We start from the raw sequence: 20,876 nt of genomic DNA, 5'->3' as shown, positions 1-20,876 counted from the left end.
TTTGACAAGTTAATAGAATTGCTTAAAATATGATATTTTATGATTTGTTTTATGGCACTTACTATATATAGTAACAGCAGGAAACTAAATTCTACAAGAACAATTCTTACAGAAATAACGACATTTCCTACATAGTGTGTCATAATAGGTGGGAATATTAATTTAAGTTATTTAACAGGAGGATATTTACATGGGAGTGCGTCATGCTCGTGAATATAGCGAGATTCTACAGGAATTGACAACAGCAATTGCGTTGATTGAAGACTGTTATTTGTTTTTTGAAATGGAACTAGCAGAGTGGGAAATTCTCTCAGTAAAAGAACAAAGAGAAGTGCTAGAGGCGTTGGCTGATGACGTATTTTATGGCTTAGGAGAAGAACCGGAAATTGAGGTAGGCAGCGGTACAGTTGTTTATTTAGCACCTCAACATTTAATAGAAATTGTTGCTAGAGGCGAACGACAAGCTGTAGTTCATCTTATTTAGTTTAGGCGTTGTTAATTTGATAACTTTTCGAAGAATTTACAACTGATAAAGGGTGCATAGTAGTGAAAAAAATATTATGGCTTGGCTGCTTGTCATACCTAGTTATTGGCATAGCTCATATTATTGGCGGATCGATATTAGAACAAATTGTGACGCACTATGAAATAACGTATGCACAGGGCGGACAATGGATCATGAATCAATTTTTTGGTTACTTGGTTGGTGTTTTGCTTGGTCCAATGCTTTCAAAAAAGTTTGGTAAGCGGATAACCGTTATTATAGCTTTTACTTCATTAACACTAGCTGAGGCAGTTTACAGCATGTTTCCTCCATGGGAACTGATGTTAATTGTAGCGCCGTTTGCCGGTTTTGGATTTGGGATGATTGAATCGGTCATTGGTTCATTAATTATTGATTTATTTAAAGAACAGACAGCATCAGCAATGAGTCGGTTAGAAACCTTTTTTGGCATAGGAGCTCTATTCATTCCATTAGCTGCAGCGGTATTGATACGTTATCAAATTTGGGAATGGTCATTTCCAATTTTGGCGGCGATTAGTGGTTTAACCTTACTTCTATGGGCGAGTTTATCGTTTGGTAAAGATGTGGATACAATGATTGCTCAGCCTTCTAATCAGGTTGGTGAAGCAAGACAGGTAGCTCTAAAATATAAGCGCCGTGCAATTCCTTTCTTAATTTTAGGGATGATCTTTTTCTTCTTATATGTTGGTGTAGAGATGAGCATATCTCATTATTTACCGTCGATTATGATTGAGCGCAGCGGTTTATCAGATTCAAGCGCTGCCAGCATGCTTGGCTTATTCTGGTCGTTTATGGTTATTGGGCGCTTAGTATGCGGTGCATTAGCTGATCGCCACGGCTATATCAAATATTTAATTGGTTCTATGGCCATTGCTGTTTTAGCGTTTATTGGGATGGTGTTATTTAAACAGCAATATGCACAGTTTACGATGATTGCATTAAGCGGGTTAGGCTTCTCAGGAGTGTTTGGTATTGCTTTAGTTTATGTCAATGCTTGTATCCGCGGGATGACTGATCGTACGACGAGCTTACTTGTTGCTTGCGGAGGGATTGGCGGAGCACTGCTGCCTAAGCTGACTGGCTGGCTAATGGATAATTATACTGCAGCGTTAACTGTAAGCTATGTAGCCATCTTAGTTGCTGTAATGCTAATGTTTATGATTTTTATGATTTTAGTTGGACGAAATCAAAATTTACAGCAGTAGAGTAGCTTGTGCTTGAAATTGAATATGGTAAGATGGGCTGTCCTGAAACGTAAGAATTACTGATCGATTAGGCAGCCCATTTCATTTTTAAAAGAATAAGGCATCATAAAACGATGACAGTTGGCATAGCTTTATAAGGAACAATAAAAAAGACTCGTACTCTAGCGATGAGTGCACTAGAGACAAGTCCTTATGTAATAAATCTTTAGTTACTGCCTTCAACATATTTTGCATATTGATCATCTGATAATATGCGTCTTGCAGTCACGTAACGTGGCTTGTAGTAAGAAGAATCTAATGAATCAACCGTAACTCCTTTAGAAGTTGAAGCATGAGCAAATTTTCCATCTCCTACATAAATGCCAACATGTGTGATGCCACCGTTGTTAGATCCGCTTGTATCAAAAAATACTAGATCCCCAACGCGTAAATCAGATTTTGCAACTTTAGTTCCTTCACTAGCTTGATCAGCAGAACGGCGAGGCAAATCAATATTCATTTTTTCAAATATGTATCGAACAAATCCTGAGCAATCGAAACCGCTCGTAGTATTACCGCCGTACTTGTACTTTGTTCCCTTCACATCCTCAATATTGTCTAGCATTGAAGACGAGCTTGCAGAAACGCTTGTTGCTGAAAAAGTAAGAAATAGAGCTAAAGCCATCAACATCATGCCAAATTTCTTCACAATTAAGTCTCCTTCCGGTATTGCCGACGAGGTTAGCTGAAGGGTTCGGTCGAAGGACTCCCTATGAATCTACTAATTTTGTCTAAGAGATTCAATTCACCCGAAGTGGTTCCCCCGTTCCTTACACAAAGCGTATAAGAATTAGGCATAAGAACTAAGTTATTTACAAGCTATATAATAAACTGAAAATTTAATTCTGTGTAAAATGTGAGAAGATTTTAATCGTTTTCATTTTTCTCATAATCGATTAGTGCTCATTTCAAGCTAGAAATGGGTGTAATTTCATAAAAATTTGTGTATCATAGGAGGATAAATATTCGTTGTGTGAAAGGTTGATCAAGATGGATAACACTAATGAAACGAAATCGGCGTCTTCTAATTTTATTAGAAATATCGTTATCGAAGATTTGAAGGAAGGACGTGTTAATGAAATTATAACGCGTTTTCCTCCTGAACCTAATGGCTATCTACATATTGGACATGCCAAGTCGATCTGCCTTAACTTTGAATTAGCAGATGAGTTTAAAGGAAAAACCAATTTGCGATTTGATGATACAAATCCAGTTAAGGAAGATACAGAATATGTAGAGTCCATTATGGAGGATGTAAGATGGCTCGGCTTCGAATGGGATGGATTATTTTACGCTTCTGATTATTTTGAAGAAATGTACAATCGTGCCGTGTTACTAATTAAAAAAGGTAAAGCCTATGTTTGTGATTTGTCAGCAGAAGAAATTCGTCAAACACGTGGAACGTTAACTGAGCCAGGCAAAAATAGTCCTTATCGCGATCGCTCAGTTGAAGAGAACCTCGACTTATTTGCTCGTATGCGGGCAGGGGAATTTAAAGATGGCGAACGAGTACTGCGCGCAAAAATCGATATGGCTTCTTCTAATATTACGATGCGTGATCCTGTTTTATATCGTATTGCGCATGCCCATCATCATCGTACAGGTGATGCATGGTGCATTTATCCGATGTATGACTTTGCTCACCCAATTAGTGATGCAATTGAAGGAATTACTCATTCCATCTGTACGTTGGAATTCGAGGATCATCGTCCATTATATGATTGGGTAATTGCAGAATGTGAGATGGAGGCAACTCCTCGTCAATATGAATTTGCCCGTTTAAATATTACTAATACGATAATGAGTAAGCGTTATTTAAAAATGCTTGTTGATGAAGGCATTGTAGACGGCTGGGATGATCCTCGCATGCCGACAATTAGCGGTATGAGACGTAAAGGATATACGCCAGAAGCAATTCGCAATTTTTGTCGTGAAATTGGTGTTGCTAAAGCAAATAGTACAGTAGATGAACGCAACCTAGAGCATTTTATTCGTGAAGATTTGAAGCTGAAGGCACCACGTACAATGGCTGTTCTTGATCCGATTAAAGTTGTGATTACGAACTATCCAGAAGGACAAGTGGAATATCTTGATGCTGAAATTAATGCCGAAAACCCTGAGATGGGTATTCGTAAAATTCCATTTTCACGTGAAATTTATATTGAGCGTGAGGACTTTATGGAAAATCCGCCAAGTAAATACTTCCGCTTATTTCCTGGAAATGAAGTGCGCTTAAAGCATGCTTACTTTATCGTGTGTAATGAAGTGATTAAAAACGAGCAAGGGGAAATTGTTGAGCTTCACTGTACCTATGATCCGGAAACGAAGTCAGGAAGCGGGTTTACTGGCAGAAAAGTAAAAGGGACAATTCACTGGGTCGAAGCATCGACAGCTATTCCTGCTAAGCTAAGACTATTTGAGCCGCTGATTGTTGAAGCGCCAGAGCTTAAAGATAAACCGTTCCTTGAACGAATCAATCCAAACTCGTTGCGTGAGGTTAAAGGGTTTATTGAAGAAAACATGAAGGATGTAGCTGCAGGAGATAAGTTCCAATTTTTCCGTCATGGTTACTTTAGCGTAGATAGAGCGAAATCAGAAGATGGATTACTTGTTTTCAACCGTATTGTATCGCTAAAAAGCTCATTTGATCCGAAAAAAGCTTAGTTGCTGCAAGATAGCTGGGAGCACGCTTAATGCGCGCTAAGGTTATAAATGCAGTAAAGCATTTGTTGCGATACATGTTGAAATGTTAGAGGAGTGTTATAACGTTGAGCAAATACTGGAGTCCATTGACTGCTTCACTGGAGCCGTACGTACCCGGTGAGCAACCAAAGGATAAAACATATATTAAGTTAAATACAAATGAAAATCCTTACCCGCCGTCGCCTAAAGCGATAGCGGCAATGACGGCGGCGATTAATGAGGATTTGCGGTTATACCCTGACCCAAACTGCGAGGTGCTAGTAGCAGCACTGGCGAAACAGTACGGCTTAACATCTAAGCAAGTTTTTGTTGGCAATGGTTCTGATGAAATTTTGGCTTTTGCTTTTGCTTCGTTTTTTGATCCAGCCAAACCAGTATTGTTTCCGGATATCACATACAGCTTCTATAAGGTGTATGCAAAATTTTATGGGATTACACCGAAGCTAATTCCGCTTGATGAGCAATTTAATATTCCAATCGACCAATTTAAAGGAGAGCATGGCGGGATTATTATTCCTAATCCTAATGCACCGACTGCGATTCCACTAGGGCTTGATGCTATTCGTCAGCTTATTGAGCAAAATCGTGATCAAGTGGTCATTGTCGATGAAGCTTACGTTGATTTTGGTGCAGAGTCAGCCGTGCAGCTTGTAGACGAATACGATAATTTGTTAGTGATTCAGACTTTATCAAAATCTCGCTCACTAGCTGGCTTGCGCGTTGGCTTTGCTTTTGGTTCAGAGCAATTGATCGAGGGCTTAAATCGTACGAAAAACTCATTTAACTCTTATACTTTGGATCGTGTTGCACTGGCAGGGGCAGTTGCAGCAATAGAGGACAAGCAGTATTTTGCAGAAACTACAGCAAAAGTAGTTGCTACGCGTGAGCGTATAAGCAAGTCTCTGCAGGAGCTTGGCTTTCTCGTAACACCTTCTAAAGCAAACTTTTTATTTATTTCTCATCCTGTAATTCCAGCCAAGCAGTTATTCGAAAAGCTGCGCGAGCAAGGGGTGCTTGTTCGTTACTTTGCTTCCCCGCGTATTGATAACTTTTTACGTGTTAGCATTGGAACTGATCAGGAAATGGATAGCTTTTTAGCGGCAATCCAGCATAATCTTGCTGAATTAAAGGGATAGTATTATATACAACAAATAGGGATGCTCAGATCGTCAGTTATTACCTGACCTTCCAAGCATCCTCACTTTATTTAAATTGGAATGATGAACATTGAAGTTTTAGTAATTATGCCAGAGGCTTAGAATGTACTGATATTGACAATGAGAACTGTAACGGTTATTATTACAGTATAAAGCAGGGAGGTTCACTGAAGTGAATAGTGAATTTACAATTGCAGTACACAGTTTAGTATATTTGGCTAATTTACCTGATAAGATGGCCAGTAGCGAAATGATTGCTGACAATGTAGGCACACACTCTGCTCGTATTCGTAAAGTAATGAGCGGTATGAGAAAGAGTGGCTTCGTGAATACTAGAGAAGGATCAGGTGGCGGTTATCGCTTAACGATTGATCCTGATACGGTGACATTGGCAGATATTTATCGCGTAATGGCTCAAGGTTCATTAATTCCGAGCTGGTGTTCTGGCAATCCTAATGGGGATTGTATGGTTGGCTCTAATATGAATGCTGTAATGTATGGAATTTTCTGTACTGCTGAAAAGAAGCTGGAGGAGCATTTCAGTCATATTACGATTGGCGATGTACTGAAGCAAATCCATGCATGCTAAGCACCTTACGGTGTGCAGGGTATTGCCCTTAATCATATACTTTAGATTCGAAAGGATGAATAAAATGGCAGTTGTTCTAACAAAAGATAATTTTAATCAATCAATCGAGAGCGGTGTAGCACTAGTAGATTTCTGGGCTCCATGGTGCGGACCTTGTAAAATGCAGCTTCCAATCGTGGAAGAGTTAGCAACTGAGCTTGAAGGTCAAGCTACAATCGGTAAAATCAACGTTGATGAGCAACCTGAGCTTGCAGCTCAATTTGGCGTTATGAGTATTCCAACACTTATTCTATTTAAAGACGGTCAGCCAGTTGATAAAATGGTTGGTCTACAAAGCAAAGATGCACTAAAAGCGAAAATCCAAAACGCTTAAATTTGCATAGAAGACGTAATAAGCGCAATGAAGGAATCGTGCGTTTAAGTAACAACAATAAGGCTGTCCCAGTGATGTCAGTTTGTCATAGGGGCAGCTTTGTTTGTGTTGCCTCTTTCATTGTAGTGGTCGCTAATGTATAATGACGAAAGCTAAGTACAAGCGGTAGTAGATACTGTTAACATGAAAAGTTTGAGGAGTTGAACGTATGGGTCTTTCTTGTGGTGTTGTTGGATTGCCGAATGTCGGTAAATCAACATTATTTAACGCAATTACGCAAGCTGGTGCTGAATCAGCAAACTATCCTTTCTGTACAATCGATCCGAATGTTGGAGTTGTAGAAGTTCCAGATCCACGCTTGGATAAATTGGTTGAGCTGGTGAAACCAAATAATATTGTGCCGACAGCATTTGAATTTGTTGATATTGCAGGCTTAGTTGCTGGTGCGAGTAAAGGCGAAGGTTTAGGGAACAAGTTCCTTTCTCATATTCGTGAAGTTGATGCGATCGTTCACGTAGTGCGTTGCTTCCAAGATGAAAATATTACACATGTGGCAGGGAAGGTTGATCCAATTAGTGATATTCAGACCATTAATTTGGAGCTAATTCTTGCTGATATTGATTCTGTTGACCGCCGTATTGAGCGTTCTCGTAAAAATATGAAGAGCGGCGATAAAAGATTTGCACAAGAGGTTGAAATATTAGAGCGCGTTAAGGAAGCATTGTATAATGATAAGCCGGCTCGCAGCTTAGATTTAAGCGATGATGAGCTTGCTGTAATTAAAGATTTACATTTGCTTACACTTAAGCCTGTGCTATACGCAGCGAATGTAAGTGAGGAAGATGCTGCTAATGCCGATAATAATGAGTACGTAAAACTAGTTCGTGAGTATGCGGAAAAAGAAGGAGCAGAAGTCGTTGCAATTAGTGCAAAGGTAGAGTCTGAGATTGCTGAATTGGAAGGCGAAGATAAAAAAATGTTCCTTGAAGAGCTAGGACTTGCTGAGTCAGGTCTTAATCGTCTGATTCGTGCTGCTTATAAACTGCTTGGTTTATACACGTACTTTACGGCTGGCGTACAAGAAGTACGTGCATGGACGATTCGTAAAGGCACGAAAGCGCCACAAGCAGCGGGAGTTATTCATTCCGACTTTGAACGCGGCTTTATTAGAGCGGAAGTCGTTTCTTTCGAGGATCTTGCCGCTGCGGGCTCTATGGCAGCTGCACGTGAGCGTGGTCAGCTACGTCTTGAGGGCAAGGACTATGTTGTTCAAGATGGAGATGTCATGCATTTCCGCTTTAATGTATAACTACATCTAGCTTGCGATATGTGTAATAGGCTATCGTAATTTACAAGTAAGTGCTTCGCAGTCCTATAATCATATAGCTGACGAGGCACTTTTTTTATAAAAATGTGTATAATAAACAGAAGAACTAGCTATAAATGTGGATAAGTATATAGGTAAATGTGTATATATCGTTGTGGATTGTGGATTATTCTGTGAATAAGTCGGATAAATTGTGGATAACTAAATAAAATTGAACTTCCAAAAAGCTATGATTCAATGCAGTGAATGGATATGATATAATATTAATTATCTTATTTTGAGGAAAATGACTGAGGTGAAGGACTGTGTTAGATCGTTTACAGGCACTGGCTGATCGATATGAAAAATTAAGCGAGCTGCTATGTGATCCAGATGTTTCAAGCGATCCCAAAAGATTGCGTGAGCTTTCTAAGGAACAATCCGACCTGCAGGATGCGTATGATGCTTATATTGAATATAAGCAAGTTAGCCAGCAGCTCGATGATGCTAAGGAAATGCTTGGGGAAAAGCTTGATGATGAAATGCGTGAGATGGTGAAAATGGAAGTGGATGAGCTGTCTCAGCGTAAAAAGGATTTAGAGGAGAAGGTACGCATATTGCTTCTGCCAAAAGATCCAAACGATGATAAAAACGTTATCGTAGAAATTCGCGGTGCTGCTGGTGGAGATGAGGCTGCACTGTTTGCTTATGACTTGTATCGTATGTATACGAAATATGCTGATTCACAGGGATGGAAAACGGAAATTATGGAGTATACTGAAAATGATCTCGGAGGTTTCAAAGAGGTTATTTTTATGATTACAGGTAAAGGTGCGTATAGTAAGCTGAAATACGAGAGTGGAGCGCATCGCGTTCAACGTATTCCTGTTACGGAATCAGGCGGCCGTATTCATACTTCAACTTCAACAGTTGCAGTTATGCCTGAGGTAGAGGAAGTTGAGGTTGAAATTTTAGATAAAGATATTCGAATCGATACGTTCTGCTCTAGCGGTGCTGGCGGTCAGTCCGTTAACACGACAAAATCAGCAGTTCGTGTGCTTCACGTTCCTACAGGAATTATGGCAACATGTCAGGACGGTAAATCGCAAAACGATAATAAAGTAAAAGCTCTACAAGTTTTGCGTGCACGTATTTATGATATGCGTCGCCAAGAAGAAGAAGCAAAATATGCTGGCGAACGTAAAAGCAAAGTTGGTACGGGTGACCGTAGTGAACGTATCCGTACGTACAACTTCCCGCAAAGCCGTGTAACGGATCATCGTATTGGCTTAACTTTGCATAAGTTAGATGCTGTTATGAATGGTGATATTGACGAAATTATTAATCAACTGACGTTAGCTGAGCAAGCTGAAATGCTTGAAAAGGAAACAATGGGCGTTAACGCTTAGCATCAACGTCAAATAAGCGTAAGCAAAGCGCGGTGCCTAACGAGGTTAGGACTGCACGGTGCTTGCGCTTTTTTACTATCTTAATCAAGATGGGAAAGGTACGATAAATCAATGACGAAATCTGATCTGAAGCCAGTTCAATGTATGGTTGACGGATATACATTACGACAGCAACTAAACCTAGCGACGGCTTACTTAAATGAACAGCAGGTGGAAGAAGCAAGGGAGAACGCTGAGCTGCTTATGTTACATCTATTGCAGATAAGTCGGGCACAATTCATTATGCAGTGGCAGGAGCTTTTCCCACAGCAATATTTATCCAGATGGGGAGAGCTGCTATACCGCAAAGCTCAAGGAGAGCCTCTGCAGTATATTATAGGAGAAGCATGGTTTTATGGCAGACAGTTTGCAGTATCACCTGCCGTGTTAATACCGCGACCTGAGACAGAGCTGCTTGTGGAAGCAGTATTGGAGCATGCACGGCATAATTGGCAAGACGATGAATTGCACGTGCTAGACGTAGGCACAGGCAGCGGAGCAATTGCAATTACATTACAGCTTGAGCAGCCTAAATGGCATGTCATTGCTTCGGACTTATCGGAGGATGCGCTCAAGCAAGCCAAAGCTAATGCTCAAAATCATGGGGTCTCTTCACAAATAAGCTGGGTGCAGGGCGATTTGCTGCAGCCGTTTTGTCAGCTAGCAGGGAGCTTGACCTACGGCGGACAGCCTATTGATATTCTTGTCTCCAATCCGCCTTATATTCCTACTGGTGATCTGCCTTCTTTGCAGCGTGAAGTGCAGAAGTTTGAACCACATCTAGCGTTATTTGGCGGGGAGGATGGATTAAAGCTGTATCGGGAGATGGTTGCTTGTTTAGCAGGATTAACGAAGCGACCACGTATGGTCGCATTTGAGCTAGGCATTCATCAGCCGGTAATAGTAGCTGAATGGCTGCGTAATATTGGAGAATGGAATGATATTGAAATTATAACCGATTACAATGGAATCCAGCGTCATGTCATCGCTGTAAGACGATAAGAAGTACACGAAAATAAGAACTGAACAAAAAAAGGTAAGAAAAAATAGATTAATAGGTTTAGAGGAACGTCAATTTGGAGATGATAGAGCTAGAGACGTTCCGGAACGCAAGCAAGTACATTTTAGCGGATGTACGAGAGGAGCTTGTGTATGAATCATTCTATTTTTTCTTATCGTAAAGTATATGGGTATATTGTTCTTATTTTAATGATTTTAGTAATGAGCTGGGAAATGCAAAAAGTTGATGCGGCACTTCATATGGAGAATATTCCAGAGGAGTCGATTCGTCTGCGAATTTTAGCTAACTCGGATTCTCCTCGTGATCAATATATTAAAGCTATTGTACGAGATAATGTTGTAGCAACGATGAATAGCTGGGTGACTGAGCCGATTAGCGTAGAGCAAGCTAGAGAGATGTTACAAGAGCGCGAAGCTGAACTACAGACAGTGATAGCGACTACTTTGAAAAAATATGGATATACTTATGGCTTTACAACAACGATTGGCCAAGTGGAATTTCCAACCAAAATGTATGGACAGCTTGTTTACCCAGCTGGAATGTATGAAGCGTTACTTATTACGCTTGGGCAAGGAGAAGGTCGTAACTGGTGGTGTGTATTGTTCCCGCCACTTTGCTTTATTGATGCTGTAGCGGGTGAAGCGACTGCTGGTGCTACAGTAGCCGCTAGCGAAAATAGCAAGCAGCAAGCAGAAAGTGCAGATAATAAGGTTAAGGAACAGTCTGTAGTTATCGCAGATAACTCCACTGAAAATAAGGATACGACAGAGGTAGAAGTTAAGTTTTTTATCGTTGAGCTGTTTGAAAACTTCGCTTCTTGGTTAGGATCCTTATTTGCATAGTGAAAATGGTAATCTGCTTTAGGAAGGATAAGGTTGTCCTAGTATTAGAGATAACAATTAATAGCAAAGCGTTGTTAAGCTGTTCAGTTTGTCAGTTGATACTGATTATCTGGACAGCTTTGTTTTATGTAACTGCGTTTTTATTAAAATGAAATGCGCTGAGCATGGAGTGGAATACGCATGAAATGGTCATGTTATGCTATAATAGCATGGCAAATAATGAGAGGATCTGATAGAAGTGACATATACTAAGCTATGGACAATTGATATAGATCAGCCTGCATGGCAGCAGGAACTTGCTGAAGCAGCAAAGGAGCTAGCTCAGGGTAAGCAAATCGCCTTTCCTACTGAAACGGTATACGGGTTAGGGGGCGATGCAACAAATGATAAAGCAGTGCAGGGGATCTTTTCCGCTAAAGGCAGACCAGCAGACAATCCATTAATTGTGCATATTTGCGATCGCCAGCAGCTTGCACAGTTCGTCACAACGGTTGAGCCGCTCGCTGCACAGCTAATGGATGCATTTTGGCCAGGTCCATTAACGATTATTTTGCCAGTAAAGCAAAATGCTTTATCTCGTTATGTTACAGCAGGATTGCGCACCGTTGGTGTGCGTATGCCGGATCATCCAGTAGCGCTAGAGCTAATCAAGCAGGCAGATGTGCCGATTGCTGCACCAAGCGCCAATACATCTGGGCGACCGAGTCCAACTACAGCTTCTCATGTGTATCAAGATTTAAACGGAAAAATAGCCGGAATTGTTGATGCGGGTGCAACAGGTGTAGGGCTGGAATCTACTGTAGTGGAGCTGTTGAACGGAGATACAATTGCTGTTTTGCGTCCAGGCGGCGTTACGCTTGAGCAATTGCAGGAGGTTTGTCCGCAGGCGACGGTTATTAGTGAAGGAGACCAAGAGGTACAAGCGCCGCGTGCACCTGGTATGAAATATACGCATTATGCTCCGCAAGGAAAACTGACAATTGTTAAAGGAGACGATGCAGCAGTATCAGGTTATATTCAAGCTCAGCTTGCCGATGCAGCTAACGCTCGTCGCGGAGTACTTTGCTTTGAACAGCATGCTCATTTATATCAGAATGCGGACCTTGTAATTAGTCTAGGAAATGCAAATCAGCTTGCTGAAGCTGCGGCACGATTATATGATGCTTTGCGTCAGTTTGATGAGCATCATATTCAATATATTTGGTCAGAAGCAAGTGAAACGAAAGGGCTAGGGGCAGCGTTGATGAATCGTTTGCTCAAAGCTGCAGGTCATAGCGTTATCGAAGTTTAAGAATTAATTAGAAAATAGAAATAGTAGTAAACATTCCTCGTTTGTCCGCATATGCTTGTACAAGGATATTAGACAAGGGGACTGTGCGATGGAAATGAACATTTGGCTGGGGCAGCTTACGACGATTGCGATGATTGCAATTGCACTAAGTTTTGATGCATTTTCACTTGGTATAGGAATCGGGCTGCGAGGGATTCGTTATTTGCATATTTTGCGAATGGGCATAATTATTGGGCTGTTTCATATGATTATGCCAGTTGGCGGTATGCTTATGGGGAAAATGATGAGCGCAGTTCTTGGTGAATGGGCTGTACTTGGAGCTGGACTATTGCTAATTGTACTGGGCACAAATATGATCGTTAACTCATTCAAAAAAGAGGAAACTAGCGTTTTTAGTCACCATAGTTTTTGGGGATTACTATTGCTTGCTTTTAGCGTCAGTGTAGACTCATTTTCGGTTGGCATAACACTTGGAATGTTTCACTTGCCGCTTTATATTACAGTGCTAATATTTGGCTCTTGTGGTGCGTTCATGTCCATGCTTGGCTTAACGCTTGGTAAGCGTGTTGGGCATACATTGGGCGATTATGGGGAAATGCTAGGAGGTATAATTCTCATCGTATTCGGCATCTGTTTTGTTGTATAATGAAAATCATAAAGGAGTTGATGAGGATGAAGCGAATTTTGTTCCTATGCACAGGAAATACCTGTCGATCTCCGATGGCTGAAGCGTTTCTCAAGGGGCTTGCTCATGAGAAAGGGTTAATTTTAGCAGTGCGTTCAGCTGGTATCTCAACTATAGACGGTCTTCCCGTATCAGCTAATTCGCAGCACGCTTTAAGTAGACGTGGCATCCAACATCAAGGTAGCTCAGTGGCGATGAAAGAAGAGGCATTGCAATGGGCGGATATTATATTGACGATGACCACTGGTCATAAGCGTGAAGTGCTGCGACGTCATCCAGAAGTGATGGATAAGCTCTATACATTAAAGGAATTTGCTTATATGGATGTTGCTTTACAAGCTAAATTAAATGAGCTGGAAACGTTATATTCAGAGCTGCAAATGCAAAAAGCGCTTGGTCAGCCAATTGATGAAGAAAAGCGTAAACGTATACAGGAGCTTGAAAATTCAATCCCTAGCTTTGATATTGCTGATCCATTCGGCGGATCACAAGAAGTTTACGATGCTTGTGCCGATGAACTAGAGGAAAGTATATTTAAGCTAGTAGATAAGTTAATTGCCTTACGCAATAAAGCACAAGATTAATTCATTAGACAAACGTATATTTATTAAGGATAATGATTGATATTTATTGATAAGTAGTATATGATTAACATAAATGCAAGGACTTCGATGTAACTGGCGACGAGAGTGGGATAACCACGATGGAGCATCGAAGCATACGGCCGGTCGCCTGGGCAAAGAGCAGCGTGCTATAAAAGCATGTCATGCTCTTTTTGTCGTTTTTTGCGGATATATTCAAAAAAGCGTTATACTAATAATAAACAACAACTTGTTTACGTTTTGAATGTGGCTTGTGTTTACATTCGGAATGATGATTTTTTTGATTGAAGGGGTGTTTACTTTGAAAATAGCGATAAGTGCTGATCATGGCGGCTTTCGTCTAAAAAATGAAATTTTACCTTTTTTGCAATCTCTAGGACATGAAGTGGTTGACTTCGGCTGCGATTGCGATAGTTCAGTGGATTATCCAGATTATGCAATGCCTGTTTGCGATCTTGTAGCAGAAGGCAAGGCAGATCGCGGGATTTTAATTTGTGGTACAGGTATTGGGATGTCTATCGCGGCAAACAAACGAGCAGGAATTCGCTGTGCGCTTGTTTCAGATACCTTTTCAGCGCGTGCCACACGTGATCACAATGACACCAATGTACTAGCCCTTGGGGAACGAGTAATTGGACCTGGTCTTGCACTTGATATTGTGAAAATTTGGTTGGAAACACCATTTTCTAATGGTGAGCGTCATGTCAATCGCATTAACAAAGTAATGGAGATTGAGAAACGCTATATTAAAGGAGAGTAATCGCGATGAGTGCTTCATTGACTACGATTACCGAACAAGTCGATCAAGTCGTTAGTGAACTTATGGAAAGATGCCAATGGAAAAAGCCTAAGCTGCTTATCGTTGGAGCAAGCACTAGTGAAGTGGCAGGACAGCATATTGGCAAGGCAGGGGCAAGTGAAATTGCTGAGGCAATTTATGCTGGACTAGTAAGCGCAAGGGCAAAATACCCGTTTATTCCATTGTTTCAATGCTGTGAGCACTTGAATCGCGCGATTGTTATTGAACGTGACCTAGCAGAAACGTTGAACTTAACAATTGTAAGTGCTAAGCCGATCCCTAAAGCGGGAGGGTCGATGGCTGCTTATGCGTATACTCAGCTAAGAGACCCTGTATTAGTTGAGAGTATTGCTGCTGATGCTGGTATTGATATTGGCGATACGTTTATCGGTATGCATTTGAAGCAAGTCGTTGTACCATTCCGTGCATCTTTAAAGTCCATTGGCGAAGCACATGTTACGTTAGCATTTACCCGTCCAAAGCTAATTGGTGGCGAACGGGCAGTATATGAATAAATAACTTAAGATTTTTGAGGAGGATTTATAAATGGAGCATTTACGCAAGCAAGATCCAGAGGTACTAAAAGCTTTAGGTTTAGAATTACAACGCCAACGCGACAATATTGAATTGATCGCATCAGAAAACATTGTAAGTCCTGCAGTTTTGGAGGCGATGGGTTCTGTATTAACAAATAAGTATGCTGAGGGTTATCCAAGCAAACGTTACTACGGCGGCTGTGAGCATGTCGATATCGTTGAGGATATTGCTCGTGAGCGTGCTAAGGAACTATTCGGCGCTGAACATGCGAACGTTCAACCTCACTCAGGAGCACAAGCAAATATGGCAGTTTACTTGGCTGTATTAAAACCAGGTGATACTGTACTTGGTATGAACCTAGCTCATGGCGGTCACTTGACACATGGTAGTCCTGTTAACGCTTCTGGATTGTTGTACAATTTCGTAGCATATGGTGTACAAGAGGATTCATTTACAATTGATTATGAAGAAGTTCGTAAGCTTGCATTTAAACATCGTCCACGTCTAATCGTAGCAGGTGCAAGTGCATACCCACGTATTATTGATTTTGAAAAGCTAGGAAAAATTGCTAATGATGTTGGTGCATTGTTGATGGTTGATATGGCGCATATTGCAGGTCTAGTAGCTGCTGGCTTGCATCCAAATCCAGTTCCGCATGCACATTTTGTAACAACAACAACTCATAAAACATTACGCGGACCTCGTGGAGGTATGATTCTTTGCCGTAAAGCATGGGCTGCTGCAATCGATAAAGCAGTATTCCCTGGCTCACAAGGCGGACCATTGATGCACATTATTGCTGCTAAAGCAGTAGCATTTGGTGAAGCATTACAAGACGAGTTCAAGCAATATGCAAAAAATGTGGTGAACAATGCTAAGGTGCTTGCCGAATCATTAACTGCAAAAGGCATTAACCTTGTATCTGGCGGTACAGACAACCACTTGATGTTAATTGATTTGCGTAATCTTAACATTACTGGTAAAGATGCAGAGCATGTGCTTGATGAAGTAGGTATTACAGTTAATAAAAATGCAATTCCATTTGATCCTACTAGTCCATTTATTACTAGCGGTATTCGTGTAGGTACTCCTGCAGTTACAGCTCGTGGCATGGATGGTGAAGCAATGACAGTTATTGCTGATGTTATCGCATCTGTATTGAAAAATCCAGGAGATGAAGCAGTTAAAGAAGCAGCACGTGCTAAAGTACGTGAACTTACTACAAAATTCCCTATCTATCCTGGTTTGACTTACTAATTTCAAAAGTTGCTAAGGCGGTAATAATATAAAAAGCTGGTGGAATGTTTAATTCCTCCAGCTTTTTTTGTCTAAGTTTGCAGCTGTGCCTATTTTCCATAAATCATTACATAGAAAAATGGTTGTTTCGGTAACATCGTGCATACAATAAGTAGCTAATTAAAAAGTGGGCAATTCCAATAGCACCGCAAATCATACAATAGCTTAATGTAAAAATATTTAACGGAATTATGAAAAACATCATTGCAAAGCCAGATAGCATAAATAAGGCTAATATTAGCTTACTAGTAGTTATTCTATTAATAAGATGAGATGTTACACCAAATATTAATATGAAATACGACGGCATAAAAAAGAGAGCGGTAGTTATATCTGAAAGCAATGGAAATTCAAAATTATTATCGTGCGGCCAATATCTATAAACGAAGTAGCCAGATCCTAAAAAGGAGACTGCTAACCAGCAATAATATAGAACAATAATCATCTATTTCCTCCTATAAAAATGAATTAGCAATAATTAGAGACATTTTGCGATGAGCTTAACTTTACGTCGTAAAGCGATCGTATCAATAATGAAATGAACAATGTTGCTTTTTCTTATTTGAGCCCCTTTTTATCATAACTGATAGTTGTGCCTTAACAGTAATCGTTCTTTTCCTCTTTCTTAACATGATTGATGTAAGACCATAAGTAAGTTAGTTGAATTTAATGCATAGAGTCCCTTTATTATGCAAATAGTAATTGCAACTGGTGATCATTAACACCTTAGATAAAAAGGGGGACAAACGATAAATGAAAATCATCAAATCAACAGTAATGATTTTGCTCATGTTTACGCTGGTATTAGCAGGATGCGGATCGGCGGCAAAGCAAGAAAGCGGAGCAGCTAGTAATGAGTTTCGTATCAATTTAAATACTGAGCCTCCAACGCTTGATCCAGCGCAGGCGACAGACCAAATCTCTTTTACCATTTTAAATGCAATATATGAAGGGTTAACGAGAATTGATGAAAATGGTGAAGTTCAGCCTGCGGTTGCTGAAAAGTGGAGTGTATCAGAGGATGGCAGAACATATACGTTTACGATTCGTTCTGATGCGAAATGGAACAACGGAGATCCGATAACAGCACATGATTTTGAATTTTCTTGGAAGCGTGCACTCGATCCGGAGCTTGTCCCAGAGCCGTCGCAATATGCTTATCAGCTTTATTATATTGAAGGTGCGGAAGCCTATAATACGGGAACAGGCGCTGTGGATGATGTGGCGGTGAAAGCACAAGATGATCAGACGCTTGTTGTTACTTTAACGACCCCTACAATCTTTTTTGAATCATTGCTGTCTACGGCGATCTACTTCCCTGTTCATCAATCAGTTAAAGACAATGAAGCTTTTGCTGCATCAGCGGATAGTATGATTACGAACGGACCGTTTAAGATGACGCAGTGGAAGCGCAATACGTCGATCGTTTTAGAGCCAAGCGATCAATATTATGCGCGTGATGAAATAAAGTTTGCTAAAGTTTCATTTACGATAGTCAATGATTCTGCATCTGAGCTCAATATGTATCAAACAGGAAAGCTTGACTTTGCGGGCAACCCAACGGGCTCTTTGCCTACGGATCAATTTGCAACTTTGAAAGAAAAGTATGGCGATGAATTCCATATTAAAGGAACAGCAAGTTTATCCTACTACTTAATTAACACGACACAGCCTCCGTTTACGAATGCTAAAATTCGTAAAGCATTATCGTTAGCAATTAACCGCGCTGATATTACAGAAAAAGTGACGTTAGGTGGACAAATTCCTGCTTATGCACTTGTTCCACCAGGAATTAGAGGAGCTAATGATGAGTTTCGTAATGAGGTGGATGGAAACTACTTTAAAGAAGATCTTGAATTAGCTAAGCAGTTGCTGCAAGAGGGGTTGGCGGAAGAAGGGTTAACCGAGATGCCAAGCTTTAGCGTAACGTTTAATACAAATGATCTAAATCAGAAAGTAGCTGAAGCAATTGTTGATATGTGGCGCAACAATTTAGGAATTGATGCGCAAATAGGCAATGAGGAATGGGGCGTATTTCTAGATAATCGTACTGCGATGAACTATCAGGTGGCGAGAGCTGGTTGGGCGGCGGATTATAATGATCCGATCTCGTTTATCGGCTTATTTACCTCAAAAAGCGGTAATAACAATACCGGTTATGCTAGTAAAGAATATGATGCGCTTGTTGCAAAAATTGATCAAACGACGGATTTATCTGAACGTGTCAAGTTGATGGCAGAGGCTGAAAAAATGTTTATTGAAACTCACTCAATTATTCCGCTTTATTATTACAGCAATGTCTATTTAATGAAGCCGGAAGTTAAAGGGGTGTACATCGATTTTAAAGGAGATGTCAATTATACACGAGGGTATTATGAGCAACAATAACCCTGAGACTAAGGGATATATGCTATGCATAGCTTATATCCCTTTCTTAAGTACTTATATGGAGGTGTATCTGGTTTGATTCGCTATATTACAGAAAAAATTTTGTATATGTTGCTTTCGTTGTTTGTTTTAGCCTCTGCAACATTTTTTCTTATGAAGGCTATACCAGGCAATCCTTTTCAAAGCGAAAAAAATATACCTCCAGCGATTAAGCAAAAGCTAATGGAGAAATATGGGTTTGATAAGCCGTTACTCGAACAATATATAAACTATATAGGTAATTTGTTGAAACTTGACTTTGGCACATCAATGAAGCAGCAATATGTTACTGTAACATCTGTTATTAAGAATGGCTTTGCCTATTCCTTGCAGCTAGGTGTACTTGCGATTATTGTCTCCGTTGTTGTTGGTGTACTGCTTGGTTTAATTGCGGCCTTAAATCACCGAAAATTTTTAGATGGCTTTACGATTTTTATTGCTGTACTCGGAGTATCTATTCCTAACTTTGTCATTGCTTCAGCGCTTGTTTATTTATTCGGTGTTAAGTTGCTTTGGTTTAACGTTACTGGGCTTAATCAACCTTCAGATTACGTATTGCCGGTAATCTCGCTATCCTTTCTTCCGACAGCATTTATTGCAAGGTTAACAAGATCCAGTATGCTGGAGGTTTTAGCCGCTGATTATATTAAAACCGCTCGTTCAAAGGGATTGTCAAGCAATATCATTTTGTTTAAGCATGCGCTGCGTAACGGCATTATGCCTGTTGTAACTTATGTCGGTCCAATGACTGCAAATATTATTACAGGGTCAGTTATTGTAGAGCAAATTTTCGGTATTGGCGGCTTAGGTAAAGACTTTGTCAGTAGCATTACTAATCGCGACTATACGCTCATTATGGGGTTGACTCTATTTTATGCCGTTATTCTAATGCTTGCTCGGCTGATTACTGATATTGCCTACGGATTTATTGATCCGCGTATTAAATTAATTCGTGGTAAAGGAGGAGCTTAATGTCCGATTACACCTTAAAAAAAGAGCAGTTTGCAAAGCTTGATAAATCAAAAGTGTTTGGTGATGAAGTTGTTCGGGAAAGTGTATCGGCGTGGCGAGATGCTTGGATCCGCTTAAAAGAAAATCGGTTAGCGATGATCAGCCTTGTGCTGCTTATATTAATTGCGATTATGGCGATTATCGCTCAATATCTTACGCCTTATGACTATAAAACAAATGATTTGTCTATAACCAATCAGGCTCCTAGTCGCGAGCATTGGTTTGGCACAGATGCACTTGGTCGAGATATGTTTCAGCGAACGTGGATGGGCACAGGCATTTCATTGCAAGTAGGTCTATATGCTGCGCTAGTTGATTTATTGATCGGCGTAATTATTGGCGGGATTATGGGGTATTATGGTGGACGAGTAGATGAAGTGCTAAATCGAGTTTGTGAAATTATGTACTCGATTCCTAGTATGCTTGTCGTTATCCTGCTAATCGTTGTAATGGAGCCAAGTATGTTAACGATAGTTATTGCCTTAAGCATTACAGGGTGGATCAATATGGCATGGATTGTGCGTGGACAAGTAATGGGATTAAAAAACCAAGAATATGTGCTTGCTGCGCGAACGATTGGTGCAAGCACAAGACGAATTATGTTTAAACATCTTATTCCTAATGCAATGGGACCAATTATCGTTACATTGACGATGACTGTTCCATCCGCGATTTTTGCTGAGGCATTCCTTAGCTTTTTAGGATTAGGTGTGCAGTCACCTGCTGCTTCTCTCGGTACATTAATTAATGATGCGCTTAAAGCGATGACTGTGTATCCTTGGCGCATGTTATTTCCAGCGATATTAATTAGCTTAACAATGTTGTGCTTTAACATTTTTGGCGATGGGCTGCGCGATGCGCTTGATCCTAAAATGAAGAAATAAATGGATTATATCATTTGAACATAGTTAGTGTATGCTTACGAAGGAGCTTTCAAGGATACGCTTGCCTTAAAGTGCCTTGAAGAGCTTAAGTCATATACTTAAGAATGATTGCTTTTCATAATCAAAGTAGTATGC

At 40.4% G+C, this 20,876-nt stretch carries 20 protein-coding genes and 2 riboswitches; of the genes, 19 read left to right on the top strand and 1 reads right to left on the bottom strand.

Annotation, left to right across the window (positions count from 1 at the left end; all coding sequences use genetic code 11):
* Positions 1-190 precede the first annotated feature (190 nt).
* Positions 191-484, top strand: a complete 294-nt coding sequence (locus AC2TDL_RS08805; RefSeq protein WP_484700404.1) for a hypothetical protein — start codon at positions 191-193, stop codon at positions 482-484.
* Positions 485-546: 62 nt separating this feature from the next.
* Positions 547-1,731 (top strand): MFS transporter, encoded by a 1,185-nt coding sequence (locus tag AC2TDL_RS08800; protein ID WP_484700402.1) that lies wholly within the window; start codon positions 547-549, stop codon positions 1,729-1,731.
* A 205-nt stretch (positions 1,732-1,936) separates the two neighbouring features.
* Here the strand turns inward: AC2TDL_RS08800 and AC2TDL_RS08795 are convergent, their stop codons facing one another.
* The gene (locus AC2TDL_RS08795) at positions 1,937-2,419 is read right to left on the bottom strand and encodes a C40 family peptidase (protein ID WP_484700399.1); all 483 of its coding nucleotides are present in this window, start codon (positions 2,417-2,419) and stop codon (positions 1,937-1,939) included.
* A 6-nt stretch (positions 2,420-2,425) separates the two neighbouring features.
* Positions 2,426-2,577, bottom strand: a riboswitch (cyclic di-AMP (ydaO/yuaA leader).
* A gap of 183 nt (positions 2,578-2,760) precedes the next feature.
* Between AC2TDL_RS08795 and AC2TDL_RS08790 the strand changes: the two genes are divergently transcribed.
* The 17 genes from AC2TDL_RS08790 to AC2TDL_RS08710 all read left to right on the top strand — a co-directional run bounded on the left by AC2TDL_RS08790 (position 2,761) and on the right by AC2TDL_RS08710 (position 20,741).
* Positions 2,761-4,434, top strand: a complete 1,674-nt coding sequence (locus tag AC2TDL_RS08790; RefSeq protein WP_484700397.1) for a glutamine--tRNA ligase/YqeY domain fusion protein — start codon at positions 2,761-2,763, stop codon at positions 4,432-4,434.
* A gap of 104 nt (positions 4,435-4,538) precedes the next feature.
* The gene (hisC, locus tag AC2TDL_RS08785) at positions 4,539-5,609 is read left to right on the top strand and encodes a histidinol-phosphate transaminase (protein ID WP_484700394.1); all 1,071 of its coding nucleotides are present in this window, start codon (positions 4,539-4,541) and stop codon (positions 5,607-5,609) included.
* A 193-nt stretch (positions 5,610-5,802) separates the two neighbouring features.
* Entirely contained in the window at positions 5,803-6,219 is a 417-nt protein-coding gene (locus AC2TDL_RS08780; protein ID WP_484700390.1) for an RrF2 family transcriptional regulator, read from the top strand.
* A 64-nt stretch (positions 6,220-6,283) separates the two neighbouring features.
* Positions 6,284-6,592 (top strand): thioredoxin, encoded by a 309-nt coding sequence (trxA, locus tag AC2TDL_RS08775; protein ID WP_484700388.1) that lies wholly within the window; start codon positions 6,284-6,286, stop codon positions 6,590-6,592.
* 208 nt (positions 6,593-6,800) lie between these two features.
* Positions 6,801-7,901, top strand: a complete 1,101-nt coding sequence (ychF, locus tag AC2TDL_RS08770; protein WP_484700386.1) for a redox-regulated ATPase YchF — start codon at positions 6,801-6,803, stop codon at positions 7,899-7,901.
* A gap of 323 nt (positions 7,902-8,224) precedes the next feature.
* Positions 8,225-9,307: a peptide chain release factor 1 gene (gene prfA / locus AC2TDL_RS08765; protein ID WP_484700384.1), complete on the top strand. Its 1,083-nt coding sequence runs from the start codon at positions 8,225-8,227 to the stop codon at positions 9,305-9,307.
* Between the two features lie 111 nt (positions 9,308-9,418).
* Complete coding sequence (gene prmC / locus AC2TDL_RS08760; protein ID WP_484700381.1) at positions 9,419-10,348, top strand: peptide chain release factor N(5)-glutamine methyltransferase; 930 nt, start codon at positions 9,419-9,421, stop codon at positions 10,346-10,348.
* Between the two features lie 150 nt (positions 10,349-10,498).
* The gene (spoIIR, locus tag AC2TDL_RS08755) at positions 10,499-11,209 is read left to right on the top strand and encodes a stage II sporulation protein R (RefSeq protein ID WP_484700380.1); all 711 of its coding nucleotides are present in this window, start codon (positions 10,499-10,501) and stop codon (positions 11,207-11,209) included.
* 238 nt (positions 11,210-11,447) lie between these two features.
* Positions 11,448-12,500 carry an L-threonylcarbamoyladenylate synthase gene (locus AC2TDL_RS08750; protein ID WP_484700377.1) on the top strand — a complete coding sequence of 351 codons (1,053 nt, stop codon included), beginning with the start codon at positions 11,448-11,450 and terminating at the stop codon, positions 12,498-12,500.
* A gap of 88 nt (positions 12,501-12,588) precedes the next feature.
* Entirely contained in the window at positions 12,589-13,146 is a 558-nt protein-coding gene (locus tag AC2TDL_RS08745) for a manganese efflux pump MntP (protein ID WP_484700375.1), read from the top strand.
* Between the two features lie 26 nt (positions 13,147-13,172).
* Complete coding sequence (locus tag AC2TDL_RS08740; protein ID WP_484700373.1) at positions 13,173-13,769, top strand: low molecular weight protein arginine phosphatase; 597 nt, start codon at positions 13,173-13,175, stop codon at positions 13,767-13,769.
* Positions 13,770-13,848: 79 nt separating this feature from the next.
* A riboswitch (ZMP/ZTP riboswitch) is annotated at positions 13,849-13,930 on the top strand.
* A gap of 158 nt (positions 13,931-14,088) precedes the next feature.
* Positions 14,089-14,547, top strand: coding sequence for a ribose 5-phosphate isomerase B (gene rpiB, locus AC2TDL_RS08735; RefSeq protein ID WP_484700371.1), 459 nt, complete (start codon positions 14,089-14,091; stop codon positions 14,545-14,547).
* A gap of 5 nt (positions 14,548-14,552) precedes the next feature.
* On the top strand, positions 14,553-15,101 hold the full coding sequence (locus tag AC2TDL_RS08730) for a TIGR01440 family protein (RefSeq protein WP_484700368.1): 549 nt from the start codon (positions 14,553-14,555) through the stop codon (positions 15,099-15,101).
* Positions 15,102-15,132: 31 nt separating this feature from the next.
* The gene (locus AC2TDL_RS08725) at positions 15,133-16,380 is read left to right on the top strand and encodes a serine hydroxymethyltransferase (protein WP_484700366.1); all 1,248 of its coding nucleotides are present in this window, start codon (positions 15,133-15,135) and stop codon (positions 16,378-16,380) included.
* Between the two features lie 792 nt (positions 16,381-17,172).
* Entirely contained in the window at positions 17,173-18,807 is a 1,635-nt protein-coding gene (locus tag AC2TDL_RS08720; RefSeq protein ID WP_484700364.1) for a peptide ABC transporter substrate-binding protein, read from the top strand.
* 75 nt (positions 18,808-18,882) lie between these two features.
* Positions 18,883-19,818, top strand: coding sequence for an ABC transporter permease (locus AC2TDL_RS08715; RefSeq protein WP_484700362.1), 936 nt, complete (start codon positions 18,883-18,885; stop codon positions 19,816-19,818).
* Entirely contained in the window at positions 19,818-20,741 is a 924-nt protein-coding gene (locus tag AC2TDL_RS08710; RefSeq protein ID WP_484700360.1) for an ABC transporter permease, read from the top strand. The genes AC2TDL_RS08715 and AC2TDL_RS08710 overlap by 1 nt, the downstream gene beginning before the upstream one ends.
* Positions 20,742-20,876: the final 135 nt, after the last annotated feature.

It is taken from the genome of Paenibacillus sp. plas6 (assembly GCF_057221655.1).
Note: the sequence above shows the minus strand (reverse complement) of the source record. Positions and strands in the feature narration are given on the sequence as shown.

Coding starts and splice junctions, on each gene's coding strand:
- AC2TDL_RS08805 (WP_484700404.1), top strand. CDS start 191: ATGGGAGTGCGTCATGCTCGTGAATATAGCGAGATTCTACAGGAATTG.
- AC2TDL_RS08725 (WP_484700366.1), top strand. CDS start 15,133: ATGGAGCATTTACGCAAGCAAGATCCAGAGGTACTAAAAGCTTTAGGT.
- ychF (WP_484700386.1), top strand. CDS start 6,801: ATGGGTCTTTCTTGTGGTGTTGTTGGATTGCCGAATGTCGGTAAATCA.
- spoIIR (WP_484700380.1), top strand. CDS start 10,499: ATGAATCATTCTATTTTTTCTTATCGTAAAGTATATGGGTATATTGTT.
- AC2TDL_RS08720 (WP_484700364.1), top strand. CDS start 17,173: ATGAAAATCATCAAATCAACAGTAATGATTTTGCTCATGTTTACGCTG.
- AC2TDL_RS08710 (WP_484700360.1), top strand. CDS start 19,818: ATGTCCGATTACACCTTAAAAAAAGAGCAGTTTGCAAAGCTTGATAAA.
- trxA (WP_484700388.1), top strand. CDS start 6,284: ATGGCAGTTGTTCTAACAAAAGATAATTTTAATCAATCAATCGAGAGC.
- prmC (WP_484700381.1), top strand. CDS start 9,419: ATGACGAAATCTGATCTGAAGCCAGTTCAATGTATGGTTGACGGATAT.
- AC2TDL_RS08745 (WP_484700375.1), top strand. CDS start 12,589: ATGGAAATGAACATTTGGCTGGGGCAGCTTACGACGATTGCGATGATT.
- AC2TDL_RS08790 (WP_484700397.1), top strand. CDS start 2,761: ATGGATAACACTAATGAAACGAAATCGGCGTCTTCTAATTTTATTAGA.
- AC2TDL_RS08740 (WP_484700373.1), top strand. CDS start 13,173: ATGAAGCGAATTTTGTTCCTATGCACAGGAAATACCTGTCGATCTCCG.
- AC2TDL_RS08730 (WP_484700368.1), top strand. CDS start 14,553: ATGAGTGCTTCATTGACTACGATTACCGAACAAGTCGATCAAGTCGTT.